We start from the raw sequence: 18,003 nt of genomic DNA, 5'->3' as shown, positions 1-18,003 counted from the left end.
GCCTTGAGGCGCGCGAGGCCGCCGGGCGCCCAACCGGTGTGGGCGTGGGCGGTTTCGCCCACCCCCCCCTCCCCCCCCCCCGCCCCCCCCCGCCGCCCGCCGCCCCCCCCCCCCCCCCCGCCCCCGCCCCCCGCCCCCCCCCCCCCCCCCGCGGCGCCCCGCCGCCCGGCGGCCGCGCGCGGCGCGCGCGGGCGGCCCCCCCCGCCCCCCCCCCCCCCCGCCGGGCGGCAACACCCCCCCCAACCCCCCGGGTGGCCCACGGGCCCCGCCCGGGCCCCCGGGGGGGGCCGGCCCGCGGCCGCCGCCGCAGCGACCGCGGGCCAGTCCATGCACCAGATCGCCAGAACCCGGGAAGCCACCGGACTCAACCCGTTCGGATCCGGCCGATCACCCGGCCCCCCGCGCACCCGCGAATCTGCAGCCGCACCCCACTGATCCGTCCGAACCCGGGGCGGCTGTCGGCCGTGATCTCGTAGCCGCAAACCCGGGCCTCCAGCCGGGCCGGTGCTCCTTGCCAGTCGCCGTCGGTGACCAGCAAGGTGCAGCCTTTATGACGGGCCCGGGCCGCCACCGCCCGCGTCCGCGACCACGGCACCCGGCGCCCACCCAGGCCGAGCACCACCAGGTCCATGCCATCGATGAGCACGGCGGCCACCTCCACCGGATCGGTCCCGGGATCCGGTATCACCGCGAGCCGGCTCAGATCCGCCCCCATCTCCACTGCGGCCAGCAGCCCGATATCCGGCTGCCCGACGATTGCCGCATTGCCCCCGGCCGCCGTCACCGACGCGACCATGCTCAGCACCAGCGACCGGGCCCCCGACAGCATCGCCACCGTTCCGCGGGGGACCAGCGCCTGTTCGGTGGAATCGGGCAACAGGTCGTCTGAGTGGGCATGACTACCCGATATCGCCGCCATCTTCCGACGGAGTAGTTTTAGCTGCTCAGCACGATTTTCCTGGCGTAGGTCGGAGGCAAAAGCCGCAGTCATGCCAAGCCTCCTCGGGGACAAATGTTCGAAAGTATGTTCGATATGTCTGGAGTAAACACCTGCCCTCCGACAACCGTCAAGAAACGTGAGAGGCTGCTTATGCGATCGGTACTGGTGTGGCTGATGGTGTGCATTTGGTGGTGTTTCTCGACCGCAATGCCGGCCAAAAGTGACGCCGAGCCCTGCCATCCCGCGGACCTGTTCACCACCGACAACACCGATCCCCTGTTCGAGATGCAGGCCAGCCTGACGATCGCGCTAAGCGGAGCGACGGTGACGGGATCGACCCCGCTCGACGGGGTTTACTGGTCCACTGCGCTGCAACGAAGCACCTATGAGCGCTCGCGTGAATTTCACCTGTGCGGAGCCGACGGTTCGCTGCACACCGCCGCCGAGGCGCTGCGCCGCCAGTTCGACCAAGAGGCGGTGCTGATCTTCGACTATTCGCCGCAGGATGCACCCGAGAAGGACGCGATCATCGCTGTGCCGGATGTCGACATCGCTCGCCTGGGCGATGCGCTGATGGCCGACCCAGCTGCTCGCAACCGCATGCGGGGGGGATCCGTCACCGCGAGCGGCCACACTTTGATCCTGGTCGCCGGAAATGGCGATCTAGATATTGCCCGTAAGCTCGTCGCCGAGGCCGGCGGGAACTGGAATGCGGCCACTATCGCCTACGGCAAGCGTGAATTCGTAGAGTAAACACCGCATAGTTCCCACCGCGAAAGCCGCTGGCAACACATATCTCGAGTCGCGACACCCGGCCCCTGCTACTCCCACTCGATGGTGCCGGGCGGTTTGCTGGTGATGTCCAGCACGACACGGTTGACCTCGGCCACCTCGTTGGTGATCCGGGTCGAGATGCGCTCCAGCACCTCATAGGGCACCCGGGTCCAGTCGGCGGTCATGGCGTCCTCGCTGGAGACCGGCCGCAACACGATCGGGTGCCCGTAGGTGCGGTTGTCGCCCTGCACTCCGACCGAGCGGACGTCGGCCAGCAGCACCACCGGGCACTGCCAGATCTGGTGGTCCAGGCCGGCCGCCGTCAGCTCCTCACGCACGATCGAGTCGGCGTGCCGCAGCGTCGCCAACCGCCCAGCGGTGACCTCGCCGACGATCCGGATTCCCAGTCCCGGCCCTGGAAATGGCTGGCGCGCAACGATTTCCTCCGGCAAGCCCAGCTCCCGGCCGACCGCACGCACCTCGTCTTTGAACAGCAGCCGGAGCGGCTCGACGAGTTTGAACTTCAGGTCGCCGGGCAGACCGCCGACATTGTGGTGGCTCTTGATGTTCGCGGTGCCGCTGCCGCCGCCGGACTCCACCACGTCGGGATACAGCGTGCCCTGCACCAGAAAGTCAATGTCGTTTCCGGGGCCCTGCCCCCCCAACACATCCCGCACCGCGCCCTCGAAGGCACGGATGAACTGCCGGCCGATGATCTTGCGCTTGCCCTCGGGGTTCGTCACCCCCGACAACGCCTCCAGGAAAGTCTGCGCCGCATCGACGGTGACCAGATTGGCGCCCGTCGCCGCGACGAAATCGCGTTCAACCTGCGCCCGCTCACCGGCGCGCAACAGCCCGTGGTCGACGAAGACACAGGTCAGGCGATCGCCGATGGCGCGTTGCACCAGCGCGGCGGCCACCGCGGAATCCACGCCGCCGGACAGCCCGCAGATTGCTTGGCCGTCGCCGATCTGCCGACGCACCTGCTCGACCAACGCGCTGGCGATGTTGGCCGGTGTCCAGTCGGTGCCCAGTCCGGCGAAGTCGTGCAGAAACCGGCTGAGGATCTGTTGGCCGTGCGGGGTGTGCATCACCTCGGGGTGATACTGAACCCCGGCCAGCCGCCGGTCGCGGGCCTCGAAGGCGGCCACGGGGGCGCCGGCGCTGCTGGCCACCACGTGAAATCCGTCGGGGGCGGCGGTGACCGCGTCGCCGTGGCTCATCCAGACCGGCTGGACCTGCGGCAGGTCCGAATGTAGATCGCCGCCAAGGACTTTCAGTTCTGTCCTGCCGAATTCGCTGGTGCCGGTGTGGGCGACGGTTCCACCGAGTGCCTGCGCCATGGCCTGAAACCCGTAACAGATGCCGAACACCGGAAGGCCGAGGTCGAACAGCGCCGGATCCAGTTGCGGGGCACCCTCGGCATAGACGCTGGCGGGTCCGCCGGACAGCACGACAGCCAGCGGATCGCGGGCCTTGATCTCTTCGATCGGCGTGGTGTGCGGAATCACCTCCGAGAAGACCCGTGCTTCTCGGACCCGGCGGGCAATCAACTGCGCGTATTGCGCGCCGAAGTCGACCACGAGCACCGGTCGAGCCTGCGATGAAGGCGATGCAGGCACGGCGACCTCGTCGGAGGCATCAGCGGGTTCGACCACGCAGCCAGCTTAGTGGCTCGCGAAGCGTGCCCGGCTGGGTCTTAGCTGCGCTGGTTCACATGAGGTGGGTCGGTTGCGCAATGCCGAAACGAGTGCCAGCGTAGCGCTTGAGGGCGGATGGGCTGAAATACACATGCTGGCCGGCGGTGTGCAAATCCCGGAAGCACCGTTGCAGGGGGTGGCTCGCATGCACCGCGCCCGCACCTGTCAACGAGAACGTCGTATCTACGACGTGACGGGCCGCCCGCATCGCCTCCTGGGCGGCGAGTTGGAAGCCGGCGCGCTGCTCCATTGATGGCGGGTCACCGGCACATGCGGTGGCCCACAAGGAACTGGCCTCATCGAACACGAAAGCTCGCGCTGACCTCAAACTGGCTTCAGCACAAGCGAACTCGACCTGGGCGGCGGGGTCTTCGGCAAGCGACTGGAAGGTGCCGGCCCGGGTCTTGGTCGCCGCGAGATCGGTGAATTCGTCGAGTGCGCGTCTGGCGATCCCGAGCGGCACGCCGACCAGGGCGACTCCGACGAGCGTGAAGAACGCCAGTCTCCACAGTGGCCCGTCGTGACGGGCCGACTGGAAGAACGGGCTGATGGTGTGCTCTTCGGCGACGTGGAGACCGCGTGCGACGACGTCGTTGCTGCCGGTACCGCGGAGCCCCAGGACATCCCAGTTGTCGACGATTTCGGCGTTGGCGCGCGGAAAGAACGCAAGGCGCCAGTCGGGCCCCTGTTCGGGGATCATTCGCGGCGTTTCGCCGTCGAACACGAAGATCCCGGCCAGCATCCATTCGGCATGGCGGCAACCGCTCGCGAACGGCCAACGACCGTCGACGGCGAACCGCCCTCCGCGATCCGGGACGGCTCGCCCGGTCGGGGCGAACACCGTGGCCGCCAGGAAGTCGGCGTCCGAGCCGAATAACTCTGTGGCGACGGCAGTTTCGAGCCACGCGGTGAACGCCGGTGCGCCGGCGCCGATCGCCGCGATCCAGCCGGTCGAGCCGTCGGCTCGCGCCAGTTCCTCGACTACCTGAATGAATTCGACCGGGGCCACCTCCAACCCGCCCAGGGAGCGTGGCTGCAGGGCGCGGAAGACGCCTGCCTCGCGCAGCCGCTCGACCAGATGGAGCGGCAGTGTCCCGAGCGCCTCGGCGTCGTTGGCGCACCGTGTGATTTCGGGCGACAGCGTCCGCGCTGCCGCCGTGAGGTGATCGCCGTCCCTCAGGTTGACGGCGGGGCGTGTTGCGGTTGTCATGTGCGCTCCCAATTTCTGATACAATACGCAGTAATAGATACAGGAGCATGTAGTGAATTATGACATCTGTCAAGAGCCAACCTCCGCGCCGCTACGACTCCACCCGGCGTCGCCAGCAGGCCGAGCAGAACCGGCGGGCGGTGCTTGCGGCGGCCCGGAAACGCTTCCTGGCGCAGGGTTATGCGACGACGACCATCGCCGAGATCGCGCGGGACGCCGGCGTGTCAGTCGAAACGGTGTACAAGGCCTTCGCAACCAAAGCGGGCGTGCTCAAGGCACTTTTCGACGTGTCTGTCGCGGGCGACGACGAACCGATCCCGATGGTGCAGCGAGACGTGATCCAGAACGTGATCAATGCGACCGACGCAACCCGCAAGCTCGAGATCTACGCCGAGCACCTGGCGGCTACCATGCCGCGCAGCGCTCCGGTCCAGCTACTCGCACGCGATGGCGCCGCGTCGTCCCCGGACGCTGCTGAGGTCTGGAAGCAGATCCGGCAGGAAACCCTCACTGCGATGACAATGTTCGCCTCGGATCTCGCCGACACGGGCCAGCTATGCGTCAGCTCCAGACAGGCGCGCGATGTCCTGTGGACCTATCACGCGCCGGAGCTCTACGAGCTGCTCGTCCTCGAACGTGGTTGGTCGGCACGGCGCTACGGCAAGTTCCTCGCCCAGGCGCTCATCGCTGCCCTGCTCGCAGCTTGACCCCTACAGCGAAAACGCCTTCCGCACCGCGCTGACAGCATCGGGATCGCCCGTACAGTCGATGCGCCGCAGCGCCGCCTTACGCTTACCTTCGGTCGCTCCCAGTCGCGCGGTGACCAAGTCGGTGGCGCTGGCCTTGATTGTCACTGCGGGTTCGCGGTGAGCCGGGCCGAGACGACCTTCGGTCACCGCGAATTCGAAACGGCGGCCGTCGATCTCGACCCGGCACGTCACCTCCAGACCAGCCGCCCGACCCGAGTTGAACCCCAACAGGATGCCGGCCAGGAACCCGTTCAACGGCGATGCGGGGCCGTCCCCGATCGGGTCCAGCCGGTCTAGGCCGAACCAGGCGATGCTCTGCAGGATCGGCAGCACCCGTTGCCAGCCCAGGTCGGTGAGGGTGTACACGGTGCGCCCGATCGGAGCCGGCAGGTCGGCGCGGTCCACGAGCCCAGCGTCTTGCAATTCCTTGAGGCGCTCGGCCAGCAAATTGGTTGCGATACCCGGTAGCTCGTCGCGCAGGTCACCGTAGCGGCGAGGGCCGCCGACCAGCTCGCGCAGGATCAGCAACGTCCACCGCTCACCGAGGACATCGAGCCCGCGAGCGATCGGGCAGTTCTGGTTGTAGTTCCGGCGAGGGGGCACCCCTATACGTTAACAACGGCAGACATCTTTTTCCACTCTCTACTTGATTTATTTATCTATTGACTTTACTATCTTGTCCATGCGTACCGAGCCAATGCTCCGAAACCATCCGATTCCCGCACTCGCCGTCATCTGCCTCGGGGTCTTTGTCATCAGCGTCGACGCCACCATCGTCAACGTCGCGCTGCCCACCCTGTCGCGCGAACTCGGCGCCGACACCGCCCAGCTGCAATGGATCGTCGACGCCTACACCCTGGTCATGTCCGGCCTGCTGCTGTCGGTCGGCAGCCTGTCTGACCGCTATGGCAGGCGTGGCTGGCTCAACTCCGGACTGGCCCTGTTCGCCCTCACGTCTGCCGTTGCCGCACAGTCGGATTCGGCGACCACACTCATCGCCGCCCGAGCAGCCATGGGCGTGGGTGCGGCGGTGATCTTCCCGACCACGCTGGGCTTGATCACCAACATCTTCACCGACCCGGCAGCGCGTGCCAAGGCGATCGGGCTGTGGGCGGCCATGGTCGGCGTCGGCGTGGCCGTGGGACCGATCAGCGGCGGCTGGCTGCTCGAGCACTTCTGGTGGGGATCGATTTTCATGGTCAACATCCCGATCGCCGCGGTGGCGATCGTCGGCGGCATCCTGTTCGTTCCGACCTCACGCGACCCGGCCGCGCCGCGCGTCGACGTGCCCGGTTTGATCATGTCCGCAGCAGGGATCACGACGCTGGTCTACACCGTCATCGAGGCGCCCACCTGGGGATGGACCAACTCTCGGACCGCCGCCGGATTCACCGCAGCGGCAGTCATTCTCATCGGATTCGCGCTGTGGGAGCGACGCAGCACTCATCCGATGCTCGACGTCACGGTCTTCTTCAACCGCCGGTTCTCTGGCGGCAGCCTCGCCGTGACCGCCGGCTTCCTGACACTGTTCGGCTTCATCTTCGTCATCACCCAGTACTTCCAATTCATCAAGAACTACACGGCATTTCAGACCGGGGTGCGACTACTGCCGGTCGCCGCCTCCATCGCGCTGGCAAGCATCCTGGGACCGCGACTGGTCGAACGAATCGGCACCACCGCCGTCGTCGCCGCGGGCCTGACCGTGTTCGCCGGCGGGCTGGCATGGGCGTCGACGGCCGACGCGGCCACCCCATACGTCGAAATCGCCGCGCAGATGCTGTTGCTCGGTGGCGGACTCGGCTTGACGACGGCCCCGGCCACCGAGGCCATCATGGGATCGCTGTCCGCCGACAAGGCCGGCGTCGGCTCGGCCGTCAACGACACCACCCGCGAACTCGGCGGTACCCTCGGCGTCGCCATCGCGGGCAGCATTTTCGCCTCGGTGTACTCGGGACACCTCGACACCGCACCCGGGCTGCCCACCGAGGCGATGCGGCACTCAATGGCGCTGGCGCACAAGGTAATCGAGCAATTGCCGGCAAAACAAGCCGGGTCCGTCCGTGACGCTGTCAATCACGCGTTCCTGGACGGCTTGCAGGCCAGCTCGCTGGTCTGCGCCGGCATCGCGCTGGGCGCAGCAATCGTCGTCGGCTGGCTACTGCCGGCCTGGGAACCGGCACGTCAAGAAAGGAAAATTCGATGACACACAATCGGATAAGCGGCCCATCCGGCAGCAGCTATGTCCTGGGCCATGCCGACGTCGAAGTGCAGCGGCTGCTTCTGCAGGCCAAGCTGTATGACGACTACACCGAGCATGCGCTGCGGCTGGCGGGGCTGCGGCCGGGCATGCGGGTGCTCGATATCGGCTGCGGGCCCGGCGACGTCTCGTTCATCGCCGCCCGGCTCGTCGGCCCGTCGGGAGCAGTCCTGGGAGTGGACGCCGCCCCCGAAATGGTCGAGCTGGCCCGCGCCCGCGCCGCGGAAAAAGGTTTGTCAGCAGTGCATTTCACCCAGGCCGCGATCGATGCGATCGTCCTGGAAGAACCGGTGGACGCCGTGGTCGGCAGGCTGATCCTGATGCACCTGCCCGACCCTGCCGCCACGCTGCGCCACCTCAGCTCGTTCGTGCGGCCCGGCGGCGTGATCGCGTTCTCCGAGAACGACATCACCGGGACGCGCAGCATCCCGGACCTGCCGCTTTTCGAGCGGGTGACGACCGGCATCGTGCGCGCCTTCGAGGCCATGGGGCTCAGTCCGCGGTTCGGCACACTGCTGCACACCGTCTTCGCCGACGCCGGACTGGGGACGCCACGGCTGACCCTCGGCACGCCGATCGGCACCGCCGCGGAGAACGACATCCTGGCCTACGCCGCGGAAGTCTGGCGGTTGGTGTCTCCCGTCGTGCAGCAGAACGGCTTCGCCATCGACGAACTCGCCGATATCGACGAGTTCGTGTCCCTATTCCGTGCAGAGGCGCTGGCGGCCAATGCCCTCATCGCAATGCCTTCCCTCATCACCGCATGGGTACGGAAATGACGGAGACAATCGCAACCCAGTACTCGACCGGTCTGTCACAGCGGAACATCGCGGCGGCACTGACCGCCGCAGGGAAAGTCCTCGACCAACTCGAACCCACCGACCTGCCCCTGCTGGAGGACTTCCACACCATGGGGCGCTATGCCACCAGCCAGCTGGTGGACCTCACGCAGATCGCAACCGACAGTAGGGTGCTCGATGCCGGCAGCGGGGTCGGCGGCACCGCACGCTACGTCGCCCACCGGTACGGCTGCCCGGTCACCGCCGTGGATCTCACCGACGAGTACTGCCAGACGAATCGTTGGCTCAACGGGCTCGTCGGGCTCGACAACCTGATCGTGGTTCGTCAGGCGGACGTGACCGAACTCCCCTTCGCCGACGGCACTTTCGACGTCGTCGTCAGCCAGCACGTCCAGATGAACGTGGCAGACAAGTCGCGCCTGTACTCCGAAGCGCGCCGCGTCCTCACCGCCGGCGGACGGCTTGCCATGTGGGACATCACGATTGGCGACACCCGCGAACTCGACTATCCGCTCCCGTGGGCCGATCACCCCACGACCAGTCATCTGGTCACCTCCGACGCATTGCGCGCCGCCGTCGAGTCCGCCGGGTTCTCGGTCGACCGCTGGAATGACCTCACCGACCAGGCGGCCGCCCTCATGCAGACCCTGCTGGCGCAGCCCGTCAACCCGCTGGGCCTGCACACGTTCGTCCCCGACTTCGCCCGCAAAGCCGAGAACCTGACCAACGCGCTGGCCGACGGGCGCCTGCGAGTCATCCAGGGGGTCGTCCGGGCAATCGGCTGAAATCGACTCACCAGATTGGTAGCGGCACACGCACAAGCATGGTGGAGTGGATACCGCCCAACCCCGAAAGTGAGGTGTCCGTGAGCCCGCTGGGTCTGCCGGAAAACATTCGTGCTTGCTTGTTCGACCTCGACGGTGTGCTCACCGATACCGCGAGCGTGCACACCAAGGCGTGGAAAACTATGTTCGACGCGTATCTAAAGAAACGCGCGAAGGACACCGGAGAAGAGTTCGTGCCCTTCGACGTGGGCGCCGACTACCGCGAGTACGTCGACGGCAAGAAACGCGAAGACGGGGTCCGGTCTTTTCTGGAGAGCCGCGGAATCGAGCTGCCCGACGGCAGCCCGGACGACCCCGGTGACGCCGAGACGATATACGGGCTGGGCAACCGCAAGAACGACATGTTCCAGAAAGTTCTGCACGACGACGGCGTCAAGGTGTTCGACGGGTCGCGGCGCTATCTGGAGGCGGTGTCGGAGGCGAATCTCGCGGTGGCCGTGGTGTCTTCCAGTGCCAACACCGGCGACGTCCTGGAAATCACCGGCCTCGATCGGTTTGTCCAGCAGCGGGTGGACGGGGTGACGTTGCGTGAGGAACACATCGCCGGCAAGCCGGCGCCCGACTCGTTTCTGCGCGCGGCCGAACTGCTTGACGTTCCCGCCGACGCGGCCGCGGTGTTCGAGGACGCGATATCCGGCGTGCAGGCAGGCCGGGACGGTAACTTCGGCGTCGTGATTGGCGTCGACCGAGTGGGCCAGGCAGAAGATCTACGCCGCAACGGCGCCGACGTCGTCGTGACCGACCTCGCCGAGCTGCTGCAGTCATGATCACTGAAGAAGCCTTCCCCGTCGAACCTTGGCAGGTCCGCGAGACCAGGCTCAACCTGAACTTGCTGGCCCAATCCGAGTCGCTGTTCGCGTTGTCCAACGGGCACATCGGGCTGCGCGGCAATCTCGACGAGGGCGAACCGTACGGCCTGCCGGGCACCTATCTGAACTCCTTCTACGAGATCCGTCCGCTGCCCTACGCGGAGGCCGGATACGGATACCCGGAAGCCGGCCAGACCGTTGTCGACGTCACCAACGGCAAGATCATCCGCCTGATGGTCGACGACGAGCCGTTCGACGTGCGCTACGGCGAGCTGGTCGAGCACGAGCGCTGCCTCGACCTGCGCGCCGGGACGTTGGTCCGTCGCGCGCACTGGCGCTCGCCCACCGGCAAGGAAGTCAAGGTGGTCTCCACCAGGCTGGTGTCGCTGGTACACCGCAGTGTGGCGGCCATCGAGTATGTGGTCGAGGCGGTCGACCAGTTCATCCGCGCGACAGTGCAATCCGAACTGGTCACCAACGAAGACCAGCCGGAGACCTCGGACGACCCGCGGGTGTCGGCGATCCTAGAAAATCCGCTGGAGGCCGTCGCGCACGAAAGCACCGAGCGCGGAGCATGCCTCATGCACCGCACCCGCGCCAGCGCCCTGATGATGGCCGCAACCATGGACCACGAGGTCGAAGTTCCCGGGCGGGTCGAGGTATCCACCGACGCCCGCCCAGACCTGGCCCGCACCACCATCATCTGCGGGCTGCGTCCCGGCCAGAAGCTGCGCATCGTCAAATACCTGGCGTACGGCTGGTCCAGCCTGCGTTCCCGCCCGGCGCTGCGCGACCAGGCCGCCGCCGCACAGCACAGCGCCCGCTACAGCGGGTGGAAGGGGCTGGTCGAATCGCAACGCGCGTTTTTGGACTTGTTCTGGGACAGCGCCGACGTCGAGGTCGAAGGCGACCCGGAATCTCAGCAAGCCGTGCGGTTCGGGCTCTTCCACCTGGTCCAGTGCAGCGCGCGCGCCGAACGCCGAGCGATCCCCAGCAAGGGGCTCACCGGAACCGGCTACGACGGGCACGCCTTCTGGGACACCGAGGGTTTCGTCCTGCCGGTGCTGACCTACACCCTGCCGCACGCCGTCGCCGACGCGCTGCGGTGGCGGGCATCGACGATGGACCTCGCTAAGGAGCGGGCGGCCGAACTCGGTCTGGAGGGTGCCGCTTTCCCCTGGCGAACGATCCGGGGACAGGAGTGCTCGGCATACTGGCCGGCCGGCACCGCGGCCTGGCACATCAACGCCGACATCGCGATGGCCTTCGAGCGCTACCGCGTTGTCACCGGTGACCAGTCGCTGGAGGCGGAATGCGGTCTGGCCGTGCTGATCGAAACCGCGCGGTTGTGGATGTCCATCGGGCACCACGACCGGCATGGTGTGTGGCACCTCGACGGCGTCACCGGTCCCGACGAGTACACCGCGATAGTCCGCGACAACGTGTTCACGAACCTGATGGCGGCACACAACCTGCTCACCGCCGCCGCTGCCTGCGCCCGCCATCCCGAAGCGTCGGGAGCGGTCGGCGTCACCACCGAAGAAATGGCCGCCTGGCGTGATGCGGCCAATGCCATCAACATTCCCTACGACGACGAGCTGGGCGTCCATCAGCAATGCGAAGGCTTCACCACCCTGGCGGAGTGGAATTTCGAAACCACCACCACCTACCCGTTGCTGTTGCATGAGGCCTACGTGCGGCTCTACCCGGCGCAAGTGATCAAGCAGGCCGACCTGGTGCTGGCGATGCAGTGGCAGAGCCACGCGTTCACCTATGAGCAGAAGGCGCGCAACGTCGACTACTACGAACGGCGCATGGTGCGCGATTCGTCGCTGTCGGCGTGTACCCAGGCGGTGATGTGCGCCGAGGTCGGGCATCTGGAGCTGGCCCACGACTATGCGTACGAGGCCGCGCTGATCGACATCCGCGATCTGCATCAGAACACCCGCGACGGGCTGCACATGGCCTCGCTGGCCGGGGCCTGGACGGCACTGGTCGCGGGCTTCGGCGGGCTGCGCGACGACGAGGGCATTCTGTCCATCGATCCCCATCTGCCCGACGGCATCTCCCGACTGTGCTTCCGCCTGCGCTGGCGCGAATTCCGGCTCACCGTCGACGTCGACCACACGCACGTGACCTACACGCTGCGGGACGGACCGGGCACCAACCTGACCATCCGGCACGCCGACGAAGACCTCGAGCTGAACACCGAAGCGCCGACGACCATCGCCGTGCGCAAACGCAAGCCGGTGCTGCCACCACCACCGCAGCCGCCGGGGCGTGAGCCGGTCCACCGCCGCGGCTTGATCGGTTAGCGCGGTTCGACCATCCGCGCGGCCTCGTCGAGCACGGCCTGCCGCAGCTCGGCATCCGTGACTTCGTCGAGACCGGTCGCCGCGCGCAGGATCGGCGCGAACAACCGCCAACCGAATTGCAGCGCAAGGGCATTGGCGACAGCCAGCCGTGCGCTGGCGTCATCGTCGTGGCTTGGGCGCACCCGCTCGAGCAAGCCTGCGACGTTGGGGAAGCGCTTCTGCAGCTGACCGGCCGGGTAGCCGTCGAGCACCGTGCGGGCCATGACCCGCATCTGCCGATCCAGCGCCCTTTCGACCACGTCGGCGGCGGCCTGCGATTCCAACAGGTCGGTCAGGTTGGCGCCCAGGTGATCGAGCACGGCGCCCACCAGTTGTTCCTTGGTGCCGAAGTGGCGAAACACCAGTCCGTGGTTCACCTTCGATCGGGCCGCGATGTCGCGGATCGACGTCGCGGCCGGCCCCCGCTCGGCGAACAGGTCGGTGGCGGCGTCCAGGATCGCCGCGGCCACCTCTTCGCGTCCGGTGGGAATCTTGCGGCGGCCACTTGCCGAAGATGTAGTCATGTGACTACGCTAGCCGATGTAGTCAACTGACTACACGACTTCTTCCAAGGAAACAGCGATGACACACTCGATCACCGTCACCAAGCTGGGCAGCCGAATCGGCGCCCGCGTCGACGGAGTGCGGCTCAGCGGTGACCTCGACGCGGCCACCACCGAACAGATCCATCAGGCGCTGCTGGCCCACAAGGTGATCTTCTTCCGCGGCCAGGAGCACCTGGACGACCCGCAGCAACTCGCGTTCGCCGGTCTCCTGGGAACGCCGATCGGCCACCCGGCCGCGGCGGTGCTGTCCGCCAAGAACGCGCCGATCATCACGCCGATCGACTCCGAATACGGCTCGGCCAATCGCTGGCACACCGACGTCACCTTCGCCGCGAACTACCCGGCGGCCTCGATCCTGCGCGCGGTCACGCTGCCCAGCTATGGCGGATCGACGTTGTGGGCGTCCACCGCGGCGGCCTACGAGCGGCTAGCCGATCCGCTCAAGTGCCTCGTCGAAAATCTGTGGGCGCTGCACACCAACCGCTACGACTACGTGAGCATCGAAGCATCGATGACCGACGCTCAGCGGGCATTCCGCCAGGTGTTCGAGAAGGCCGATTTCCGGACTGAGCATCCCGTCGTGCGGGTACACCCGGAGACCGGCGAACGCACGTTGGTGGCCGGCGATTTCGTGCGCAACTTCGTCGGCCTGGACAGCCACGAGTCGACCGTGCTGCTGGAATTGCTGCAGCGGCGAATCACCATGCCGGAGAACACTGTTCGCTGGAATTGGGAGCCGGGCGACGTCGCGATCTGGGACAACCGGGCCACCCAGCACCGGGCGATCGACGACTACGATGGCCAGCCCCGGCTGATGCACCGGGTCACCCTGATGGGCGATGTGCCCGTCAACGTGCACGGCGAGCGCAGCCGCGTGGTCAGCGGCGCGCCGCTCGAGGTGATCGCCAGCTAGCCGGCGTTGCTGACCGGTTCGGTCGGCAGCCACCGCAACCCACCGGGCGCTTCGGCGGGAACCACCGGATGCTCCGGCGGGATCGGGTCCAGCCGGCGGTAGGTGTCGCCCTGCAGCGGCCGCTGGTCGTTCTCGCCCTTGTTAGGCCACAGCGACGCGGCCCGCTCGGCTTGCGCGGTGATGGACAGCGACGGGTTGACACCCAGGTTGGCCGAGATCGCGGCACCGTCGACCACATACAGCGTCGGATAGCCGTAGACGCGGTGATAGGGGTCGATGACTCCGTTTTCTGGGCTGTCCCCGATCACCGCACCGCCGAGGAAGTGCGCGGTCAGCGGGATGTTGAATAGCTCGCCCCAGGTGCCGCCGGCCACCCCGTCGATCTTGGCCGCGATTCGTCGGGTGACCTCGTTGCCGACCGGGATCCAGCTGGGGTTCGGCTCGCCGTGACCCTGCTTGCTGGAGTACCAGCGGATGCCCAGCCTGCCGCGCTTGGTGAAGGTGGTGATCGAGTTGTCCAGGTGCTGCATCACGAGGGCGATCATGGTGCGCTCGCTCCACTGACGTGGGTTGAGCAGCCGAAGCATGCGGCGCGGATCGTCCCTCGCCTGCTCCAGCAGCTGTTTCCACCGCGGCACGTCGGTGCCCTCGGGACCTTCGCCGTCGGTCATCAACGTCTGCAGCAGGCCCATCGCGTTGGAGCCCTTGCCGTAGCGGACGGGTTCGATGTGGGTGTCCGGCGTCGGATGTATCGACGACGTGATGGCGACGCCGTGGGTCAGGTCCAAGTCGGGTGACACCTCCAGCCGCCCGGCGCCGACGATCGACTCGGAGTTAGTGCGGGTCAACACGCCCAATCGCTTCGACAGACGCGGCAGCTTGCCCTTGTCGCGCATGTTGAACAGCAGGTGCTGGGTGCCCCAGGTGCCGGCGGCCAGGATCAGGTAGGTGGCGGTGAAGGTGCGCCGGTCGCGGCGCAGCCAGCTGCCGGTGCGGACCGTGCGGACCTCCCACAACCCGTCGGAGCGCTGCTCGAACCCCGTCACCGTCGTCATCGGAATCACTTGTGCCCCTGCGGATTCCGCGAGCCCCAGGTAGTTCTTCACCAGGGTGTTCTTGGCGCCGTAGCGACAGCCCGTCATGCAACAGCCGCACTCCATGCAGCCGGTGCGCGCCGGTCCCGCGCCGCCGAAATACGGGTCGGGCACGGTCACGCCCGGGGCCTGGGTGCCGTCCGGGCCGAAGAACACCCCGACCGGGGTCGGGACGAACGTGTCGCCGCAGCCCATCTCGTCGGCGACCTCCTTGACGATGCGGTCCGCGTCGGTGAACGTCGGGTTGAACACCACGCCGAGCATCCGCCGCGCCTGGTCGTAGTGCGGCCCGAGCTCGCTGCCCCAGTCGGTGATGTGCTTCCACTGCGGGTCGTTGAAGAACGGCTCCGGCGGCACGTACAACGTGTTGGCGTAGTTGAGCGAACCGCCGCCCACTCCGGCGCCGGCCAGGATCATCACGTTTTTCAGCGGGTGGATCCGCTGGATGCCGTAGCAGCCCAGCCTGGGCGCCCACAGGAACTTACGCAGGTTCCAGGACGTCTTGGCGAACTCGTCGTCGGCGAACCGGCGGCCGGCCTCCAACACCCCTACCCGATAGCCCTTTTCGGTGAGCCGCAGTGCGCTGACGCTACCCCCGAAACCCGAACCGATGATCAGTACGTCGTAATCCGGCTTCATCGGCCCAGCCTACGGCGAGCAGGCGCAGAATCGCACAAATCGGTCGCAGGAGTGCGAACGCCGGTACGGCGAGCAGACGCAAAATCCCCGACACGCCGATGTTTCGGGGGATTTTGCGTCTGCTCGCCCAACACTCAGCTGCCGACGGTCAGGCCGACCTTCTGAAATTCCTTGAGGTCGCAGTAACCGGCCTTGGCCATCGACCGCCGCAGGCCGCCGACCAGGTTCAGGGTGCCGAACGGATCGTCGGACGGACCGTTGAGAACCTGGTCCAGCGGCGGCCGCTCGCCGACGGCGATCTGCAACAGCGCGCCCCGCGGCAACGACGGGTGCGCCGCCGCGGCCGGCCAGAACCATCCCTGCCCGAGTGCCTCGGCGCATTCGGCCAGCGGCGTGCCGAGCATTACCGCGTCGGCTCCGCAGGCGATGGCCTTGGCCAGCTCGCCGGACGTGTGGATGTCGCCGTCGGCCAGCACGTGCACGTAGCGGCCGCCGGTCTCGTCGAGGTATTCCCGCCGGGCGGCTGCGGCGTCGGCGATCGCGGTGGCCATCGGCACGCTGATGCCCAGCACCTCGTCGGTGGTCGTCACCCCTCGGGTCGAGCCGTAGCCGACGATGACGCCCGCCGCCCCGGTGCGCATCAGATGCAGGGCGGTGCGATGGTCCTGCACACCGCCGGCGACCACGGGGACGTCCAGCTCGGCGATGAACGTCTTCAGGTTGAGCGGCTCGCCATCACTGGCCACTCGCTCGGCCGAAACGATGGTGCCCTGGATGACCAGCAGGTCGATACCGGCCGACACCAGCACCGGCGTCAGCGCCTGCGCATTTTGCGGGCTGACCCGCACCGCGGTGGTGACACCGGCCTCGCGGATGCGGGCCACCGCGGCGCCCAGGAGGTCCGGGTTCAGCGGGGCCGCGTGCAGCTCCTGCAGCAGCCGGATCGCCGCCGACGGTTCGGGCTCCTTGCAGGCTGCCTCGACCAGCTGCGCGATCTTGGCCTCGACGTCGGCGTGCCGGCCTATCAGCCCCTCGCCGTTGAGCACCGCCAGCCCGCCGAGCCGGCCGAGTTCGATCGCGAACTCCGGCGACACCAGTGCATCGGTCGGATGCGCGATCACGGGAATCTCGAATCGGTAGGCGTCGAGCTGCCAAGCCGTCGACACGTCCTGCGACGAGCGGGTGCGCCGCGACGGCACGATGCCGATCTCGCTGAGCTCGTAGGTGCGCCGGGCCACCCGACCCATCCCGATCTCGACCATGGATTATCGGACGTAGTAGTTGGGCGCTTCGACGGTCATCGCGACGTCGTGCGGATGGCTCTCTTTCAGTCCGGCCGGGGTGATCCGCACGAACTGCGCCTGCTGCAGCACCTCGATGGTCGGCGAACCGGTGTAACCCATAGCGGCGCGCAGCCCACCGGTCAGCTGGTGGATCACCGACGACAACGGGCCACGGAACGGCACCCTGCCCTCGATACCCTCGGGCACCAGCTTGTCCTCGGAGAGCGCGTCGTCGGCGAAGTAGCGGTCCTTGGAGTAGGACTTCCCGCCACCTCGGCCCTGCATGGCGCCCAGCGACCCCATGCCGCGATAGCTCTTGTATTGCTTGCCGTTGACGAAGATCAGGTCGCCGGGCGCCTCGGCGGTGCCGGCCAGCAGCGAGCCCAGCATGGTCGTCGACGCCCCGGCGGCCAGCGCCTTGGCGATGTCGCCGGAGTACTGCAGCCCCCCGTCGGCGATCACCGGCACACCCCTCGGTGCGCACGCCGCGACGGCTTCCAGAATCGCCGTGATCTGTGGAGCGCCGACGCCGGCCACCACCCGGGTGGTGCAGATGGATCCGGGACCCACGCCGACCTTCACCGCGTCGGCGCCGGCCTCGACCAGGGCGGTGGCGGCCGACCTGGTCGCCACATTGCCGCCGATCACCTGGACCCGGTCGCCGACCTCGGCCTTGAGCTGCGCGACCATGTCGAGCACCAACCGGTTGTGGGCGTGGGCGGTGTCGACCACGAGCACGTCCGCCCCCGCGTCGACCAGCATCATCGCGCGGACCCAGGCATCCCCGCCGACACCGACGGCGGCACCCACCAGCAGCCGCCCGTCACTGTCCTTAGTGGCCAGCGGATGCTGTTCGGTCTTGACGAAGTCTTTGACCGTGATGAGGCCGGTCAGCCTGCCGTGGCCGTCGACGACGGGCAGCTTCTCGATCTTGTTGCGCCGCAGCAGACCGAGCGCCGCGTCGGCGCTGACGCCTTCCTGCGCGGTGATCAGCGGCGCCTTGGTCGGCATCATCACCAACCGCGACATGCGATTCGAGGTCGACCAGTCCAGACAGGTCGCCGAGGTGA

The 18,003-nt window shown here is 67.5% G+C and carries 16 protein-coding genes; 8 read left to right on the top strand and 8 right to left on the bottom strand.

The features are described from left to right. Positions 1-364: 364 nt before the first annotated feature. Positions 365-991 carry a hypothetical protein gene (locus tag A9W99_RS18050; protein ID WP_067381039.1) on the bottom strand — a complete coding sequence of 209 codons (627 nt, stop codon included), beginning with the start codon at positions 989-991 and terminating at the stop codon, positions 365-367. A 99-nt stretch (positions 992-1,090) separates the two neighbouring features. Here A9W99_RS18050 and A9W99_RS18045 point away from each other — a divergent pair, with 99 nt between their 5' ends. Beyond that, positions 1,091-1,693 carry a hypothetical protein gene (locus tag A9W99_RS18045; protein ID WP_067381036.1) on the top strand — a complete coding sequence of 201 codons (603 nt, stop codon included), beginning with the start codon at positions 1,091-1,093 and terminating at the stop codon, positions 1,691-1,693. A 68-nt stretch (positions 1,694-1,761) separates the two neighbouring features. Here A9W99_RS18045 and guaA read toward each other — a convergent pair whose 3' ends face one another. Then, positions 1,762-3,372: a glutamine-hydrolyzing GMP synthase gene (guaA, locus tag A9W99_RS18040; protein ID WP_156623167.1), complete on the bottom strand. Its 1,611-nt coding sequence runs from the start codon at positions 3,370-3,372 to the stop codon at positions 1,762-1,764. A gap of 55 nt (positions 3,373-3,427) precedes the next feature. After that, a complete protein-coding gene (locus A9W99_RS18035; RefSeq protein WP_067381034.1) occupies positions 3,428-4,624 on the bottom strand; it encodes an acyl-CoA dehydrogenase family protein in 1,197 nt (398 codons plus the stop codon). A gap of 59 nt (positions 4,625-4,683) precedes the next feature. Here A9W99_RS18035 and A9W99_RS18030 point away from each other — a divergent pair, with 59 nt between their 5' ends. Further along, positions 4,684-5,331, top strand: coding sequence for a TetR/AcrR family transcriptional regulator (locus tag A9W99_RS18030; RefSeq protein ID WP_067381031.1), 648 nt, complete (start codon positions 4,684-4,686; stop codon positions 5,329-5,331). A gap of 3 nt (positions 5,332-5,334) precedes the next feature. Here the strand turns inward: A9W99_RS18030 and A9W99_RS18025 are convergent, their stop codons facing one another. After that, positions 5,335-5,976, bottom strand: a complete 642-nt coding sequence (locus A9W99_RS18025) for a helix-turn-helix domain-containing protein (protein ID WP_067381028.1) — start codon at positions 5,974-5,976, stop codon at positions 5,335-5,337. Positions 5,977-6,055: 79 nt separating this feature from the next. Between A9W99_RS18025 and A9W99_RS18020 the strand changes: the two genes are divergently transcribed. From A9W99_RS18020 to A9W99_RS18000, 5 genes are read left to right on the top strand one after another with little or no spacing between them, the layout of a single operon-like run. Beyond that, positions 6,056-7,576 (top strand): MFS transporter, encoded by a 1,521-nt coding sequence (locus A9W99_RS18020; RefSeq protein ID WP_067381024.1) that lies wholly within the window; start codon positions 6,056-6,058, stop codon positions 7,574-7,576. Then, on the top strand, positions 7,573-8,409 hold the full coding sequence (locus tag A9W99_RS18015; RefSeq protein WP_067381021.1) for a class I SAM-dependent methyltransferase: 837 nt from the start codon (positions 7,573-7,575) through the stop codon (positions 8,407-8,409). Before A9W99_RS18020 ends, A9W99_RS18015 begins: the two co-directional genes overlap by 4 nt. Then, positions 8,406-9,215 carry a class I SAM-dependent methyltransferase gene (locus A9W99_RS18010; RefSeq protein WP_067381018.1) on the top strand — a complete coding sequence of 270 codons (810 nt, stop codon included), beginning with the start codon at positions 8,406-8,408 and terminating at the stop codon, positions 9,213-9,215. Before A9W99_RS18015 ends, A9W99_RS18010 begins: the two co-directional genes overlap by 4 nt. Positions 9,216-9,253: 38 nt before the next feature. Continuing rightward, positions 9,254-10,042, top strand: a complete 789-nt coding sequence (locus A9W99_RS18005; RefSeq protein WP_067381014.1) for a beta-phosphoglucomutase family hydrolase — start codon at positions 9,254-9,256, stop codon at positions 10,040-10,042. Then, on the top strand, positions 10,039-12,399 hold the full coding sequence (locus A9W99_RS18000; RefSeq protein ID WP_067381011.1) for a glycoside hydrolase family 65 protein: 2,361 nt from the start codon (positions 10,039-10,041) through the stop codon (positions 12,397-12,399). The genes A9W99_RS18005 and A9W99_RS18000 overlap by 4 nt, the downstream gene beginning before the upstream one ends. Here A9W99_RS18000 and A9W99_RS17995 read toward each other — a convergent pair. Further along, the gene (locus tag A9W99_RS17995; protein WP_067381008.1) at positions 12,396-12,962 is read right to left on the bottom strand and encodes a TetR/AcrR family transcriptional regulator; all 567 of its coding nucleotides are present in this window, start codon (positions 12,960-12,962) and stop codon (positions 12,396-12,398) included. The two genes, A9W99_RS18000 and A9W99_RS17995, sit on opposite strands and share 4 nt — an antisense overlap. A gap of 58 nt (positions 12,963-13,020) precedes the next feature. Here A9W99_RS17995 and A9W99_RS17990 point away from each other — a divergent pair, with 58 nt between their 5' ends. Beyond that, a complete protein-coding gene (locus tag A9W99_RS17990) occupies positions 13,021-13,917 on the top strand; it encodes a TauD/TfdA family dioxygenase (RefSeq protein WP_067381005.1) in 897 nt (298 codons plus the stop codon). Here A9W99_RS17990 and A9W99_RS17985 read toward each other — a convergent pair. From A9W99_RS17985 to A9W99_RS17975, 3 genes are all read right to left on the bottom strand, one after another. After that, positions 13,914-15,650 carry a GMC oxidoreductase gene (locus A9W99_RS17985; protein ID WP_067381002.1) on the bottom strand — a complete coding sequence of 579 codons (1,737 nt, stop codon included), beginning with the start codon at positions 15,648-15,650 and terminating at the stop codon, positions 13,914-13,916. The genes A9W99_RS17990 and A9W99_RS17985 overlap by 4 nt on opposite strands. 134 nt (positions 15,651-15,784) lie before the next feature. Further along, a complete protein-coding gene (locus A9W99_RS17980) occupies positions 15,785-16,912 on the bottom strand; it encodes a GuaB3 family IMP dehydrogenase-related protein (protein WP_067380999.1) in 1,128 nt (375 codons plus the stop codon). A gap of 3 nt (positions 16,913-16,915) precedes the next feature. Beyond that, the coding region (locus A9W99_RS17975) for an IMP dehydrogenase (protein ID WP_253870010.1) at positions 16,916-18,003 on the bottom strand (1,088 nt) is incomplete at its 5' end.

The organism is Mycobacterium sp. 1164966.3, from assembly GCF_001665395.1.
GTDB lineage: Bacteria > Actinomycetota > Actinomycetes > Mycobacteriales > Mycobacteriaceae > Mycobacterium.
The sequence above is the reverse complement of the archived record's forward strand: the minus strand, read 5'-3'. Positions and strand labels throughout refer to the sequence as shown.

Bases quoted from the DNA above. Each gene is read 5' to 3' on its own strand.
- A9W99_RS17990 (WP_067381005.1), top strand. From the start codon at position 13,021: ATGACACACTCGATCACCGTCACCAAGCTGGGCAGCCGAATCGGCGCC.
- A9W99_RS17995 (WP_067381008.1), bottom strand. From the start codon at position 12,962: ATGACTACATCTTCGGCAAGTGGCCGCCGCAAGATTCCCACCGGACGC.
- A9W99_RS18015 (WP_067381021.1), top strand. From the start codon at position 7,573: ATGACACACAATCGGATAAGCGGCCCATCCGGCAGCAGCTATGTCCTG.
- A9W99_RS17980 (WP_067380999.1), bottom strand. From the start codon at position 16,912: ATGGTCGAGATCGGGATGGGTCGGGTGGCCCGGCGCACCTACGAGCTC.
- A9W99_RS18030 (WP_067381031.1), top strand. From the start codon at position 4,684: ATGACATCTGTCAAGAGCCAACCTCCGCGCCGCTACGACTCCACCCGG.
- A9W99_RS17985 (WP_067381002.1), bottom strand. From the start codon at position 15,650: ATGAAGCCGGATTACGACGTACTGATCATCGGTTCGGGTTTCGGGGGT.
- A9W99_RS18000 (WP_067381011.1), top strand. From the start codon at position 10,039: ATGATCACTGAAGAAGCCTTCCCCGTCGAACCTTGGCAGGTCCGCGAG.
- A9W99_RS18005 (WP_067381014.1), top strand. From the start codon at position 9,254: ATGGTGGAGTGGATACCGCCCAACCCCGAAAGTGAGGTGTCCGTGAGC.
- A9W99_RS18020 (WP_067381024.1), top strand. From the start codon at position 6,056: ATGCGTACCGAGCCAATGCTCCGAAACCATCCGATTCCCGCACTCGCC.
- A9W99_RS18035 (WP_067381034.1), bottom strand. From the start codon at position 4,624: ATGACAACCGCAACACGCCCCGCCGTCAACCTGAGGGACGGCGATCAC.
- A9W99_RS18045 (WP_067381036.1), top strand. From the start codon at position 1,091: ATGCGATCGGTACTGGTGTGGCTGATGGTGTGCATTTGGTGGTGTTTC.
- A9W99_RS18050 (WP_067381039.1), bottom strand. From the start codon at position 991: ATGACTGCGGCTTTTGCCTCCGACCTACGCCAGGAAAATCGTGCTGAG.
- A9W99_RS18010 (WP_067381018.1), top strand. From the start codon at position 8,406: ATGACGGAGACAATCGCAACCCAGTACTCGACCGGTCTGTCACAGCGG.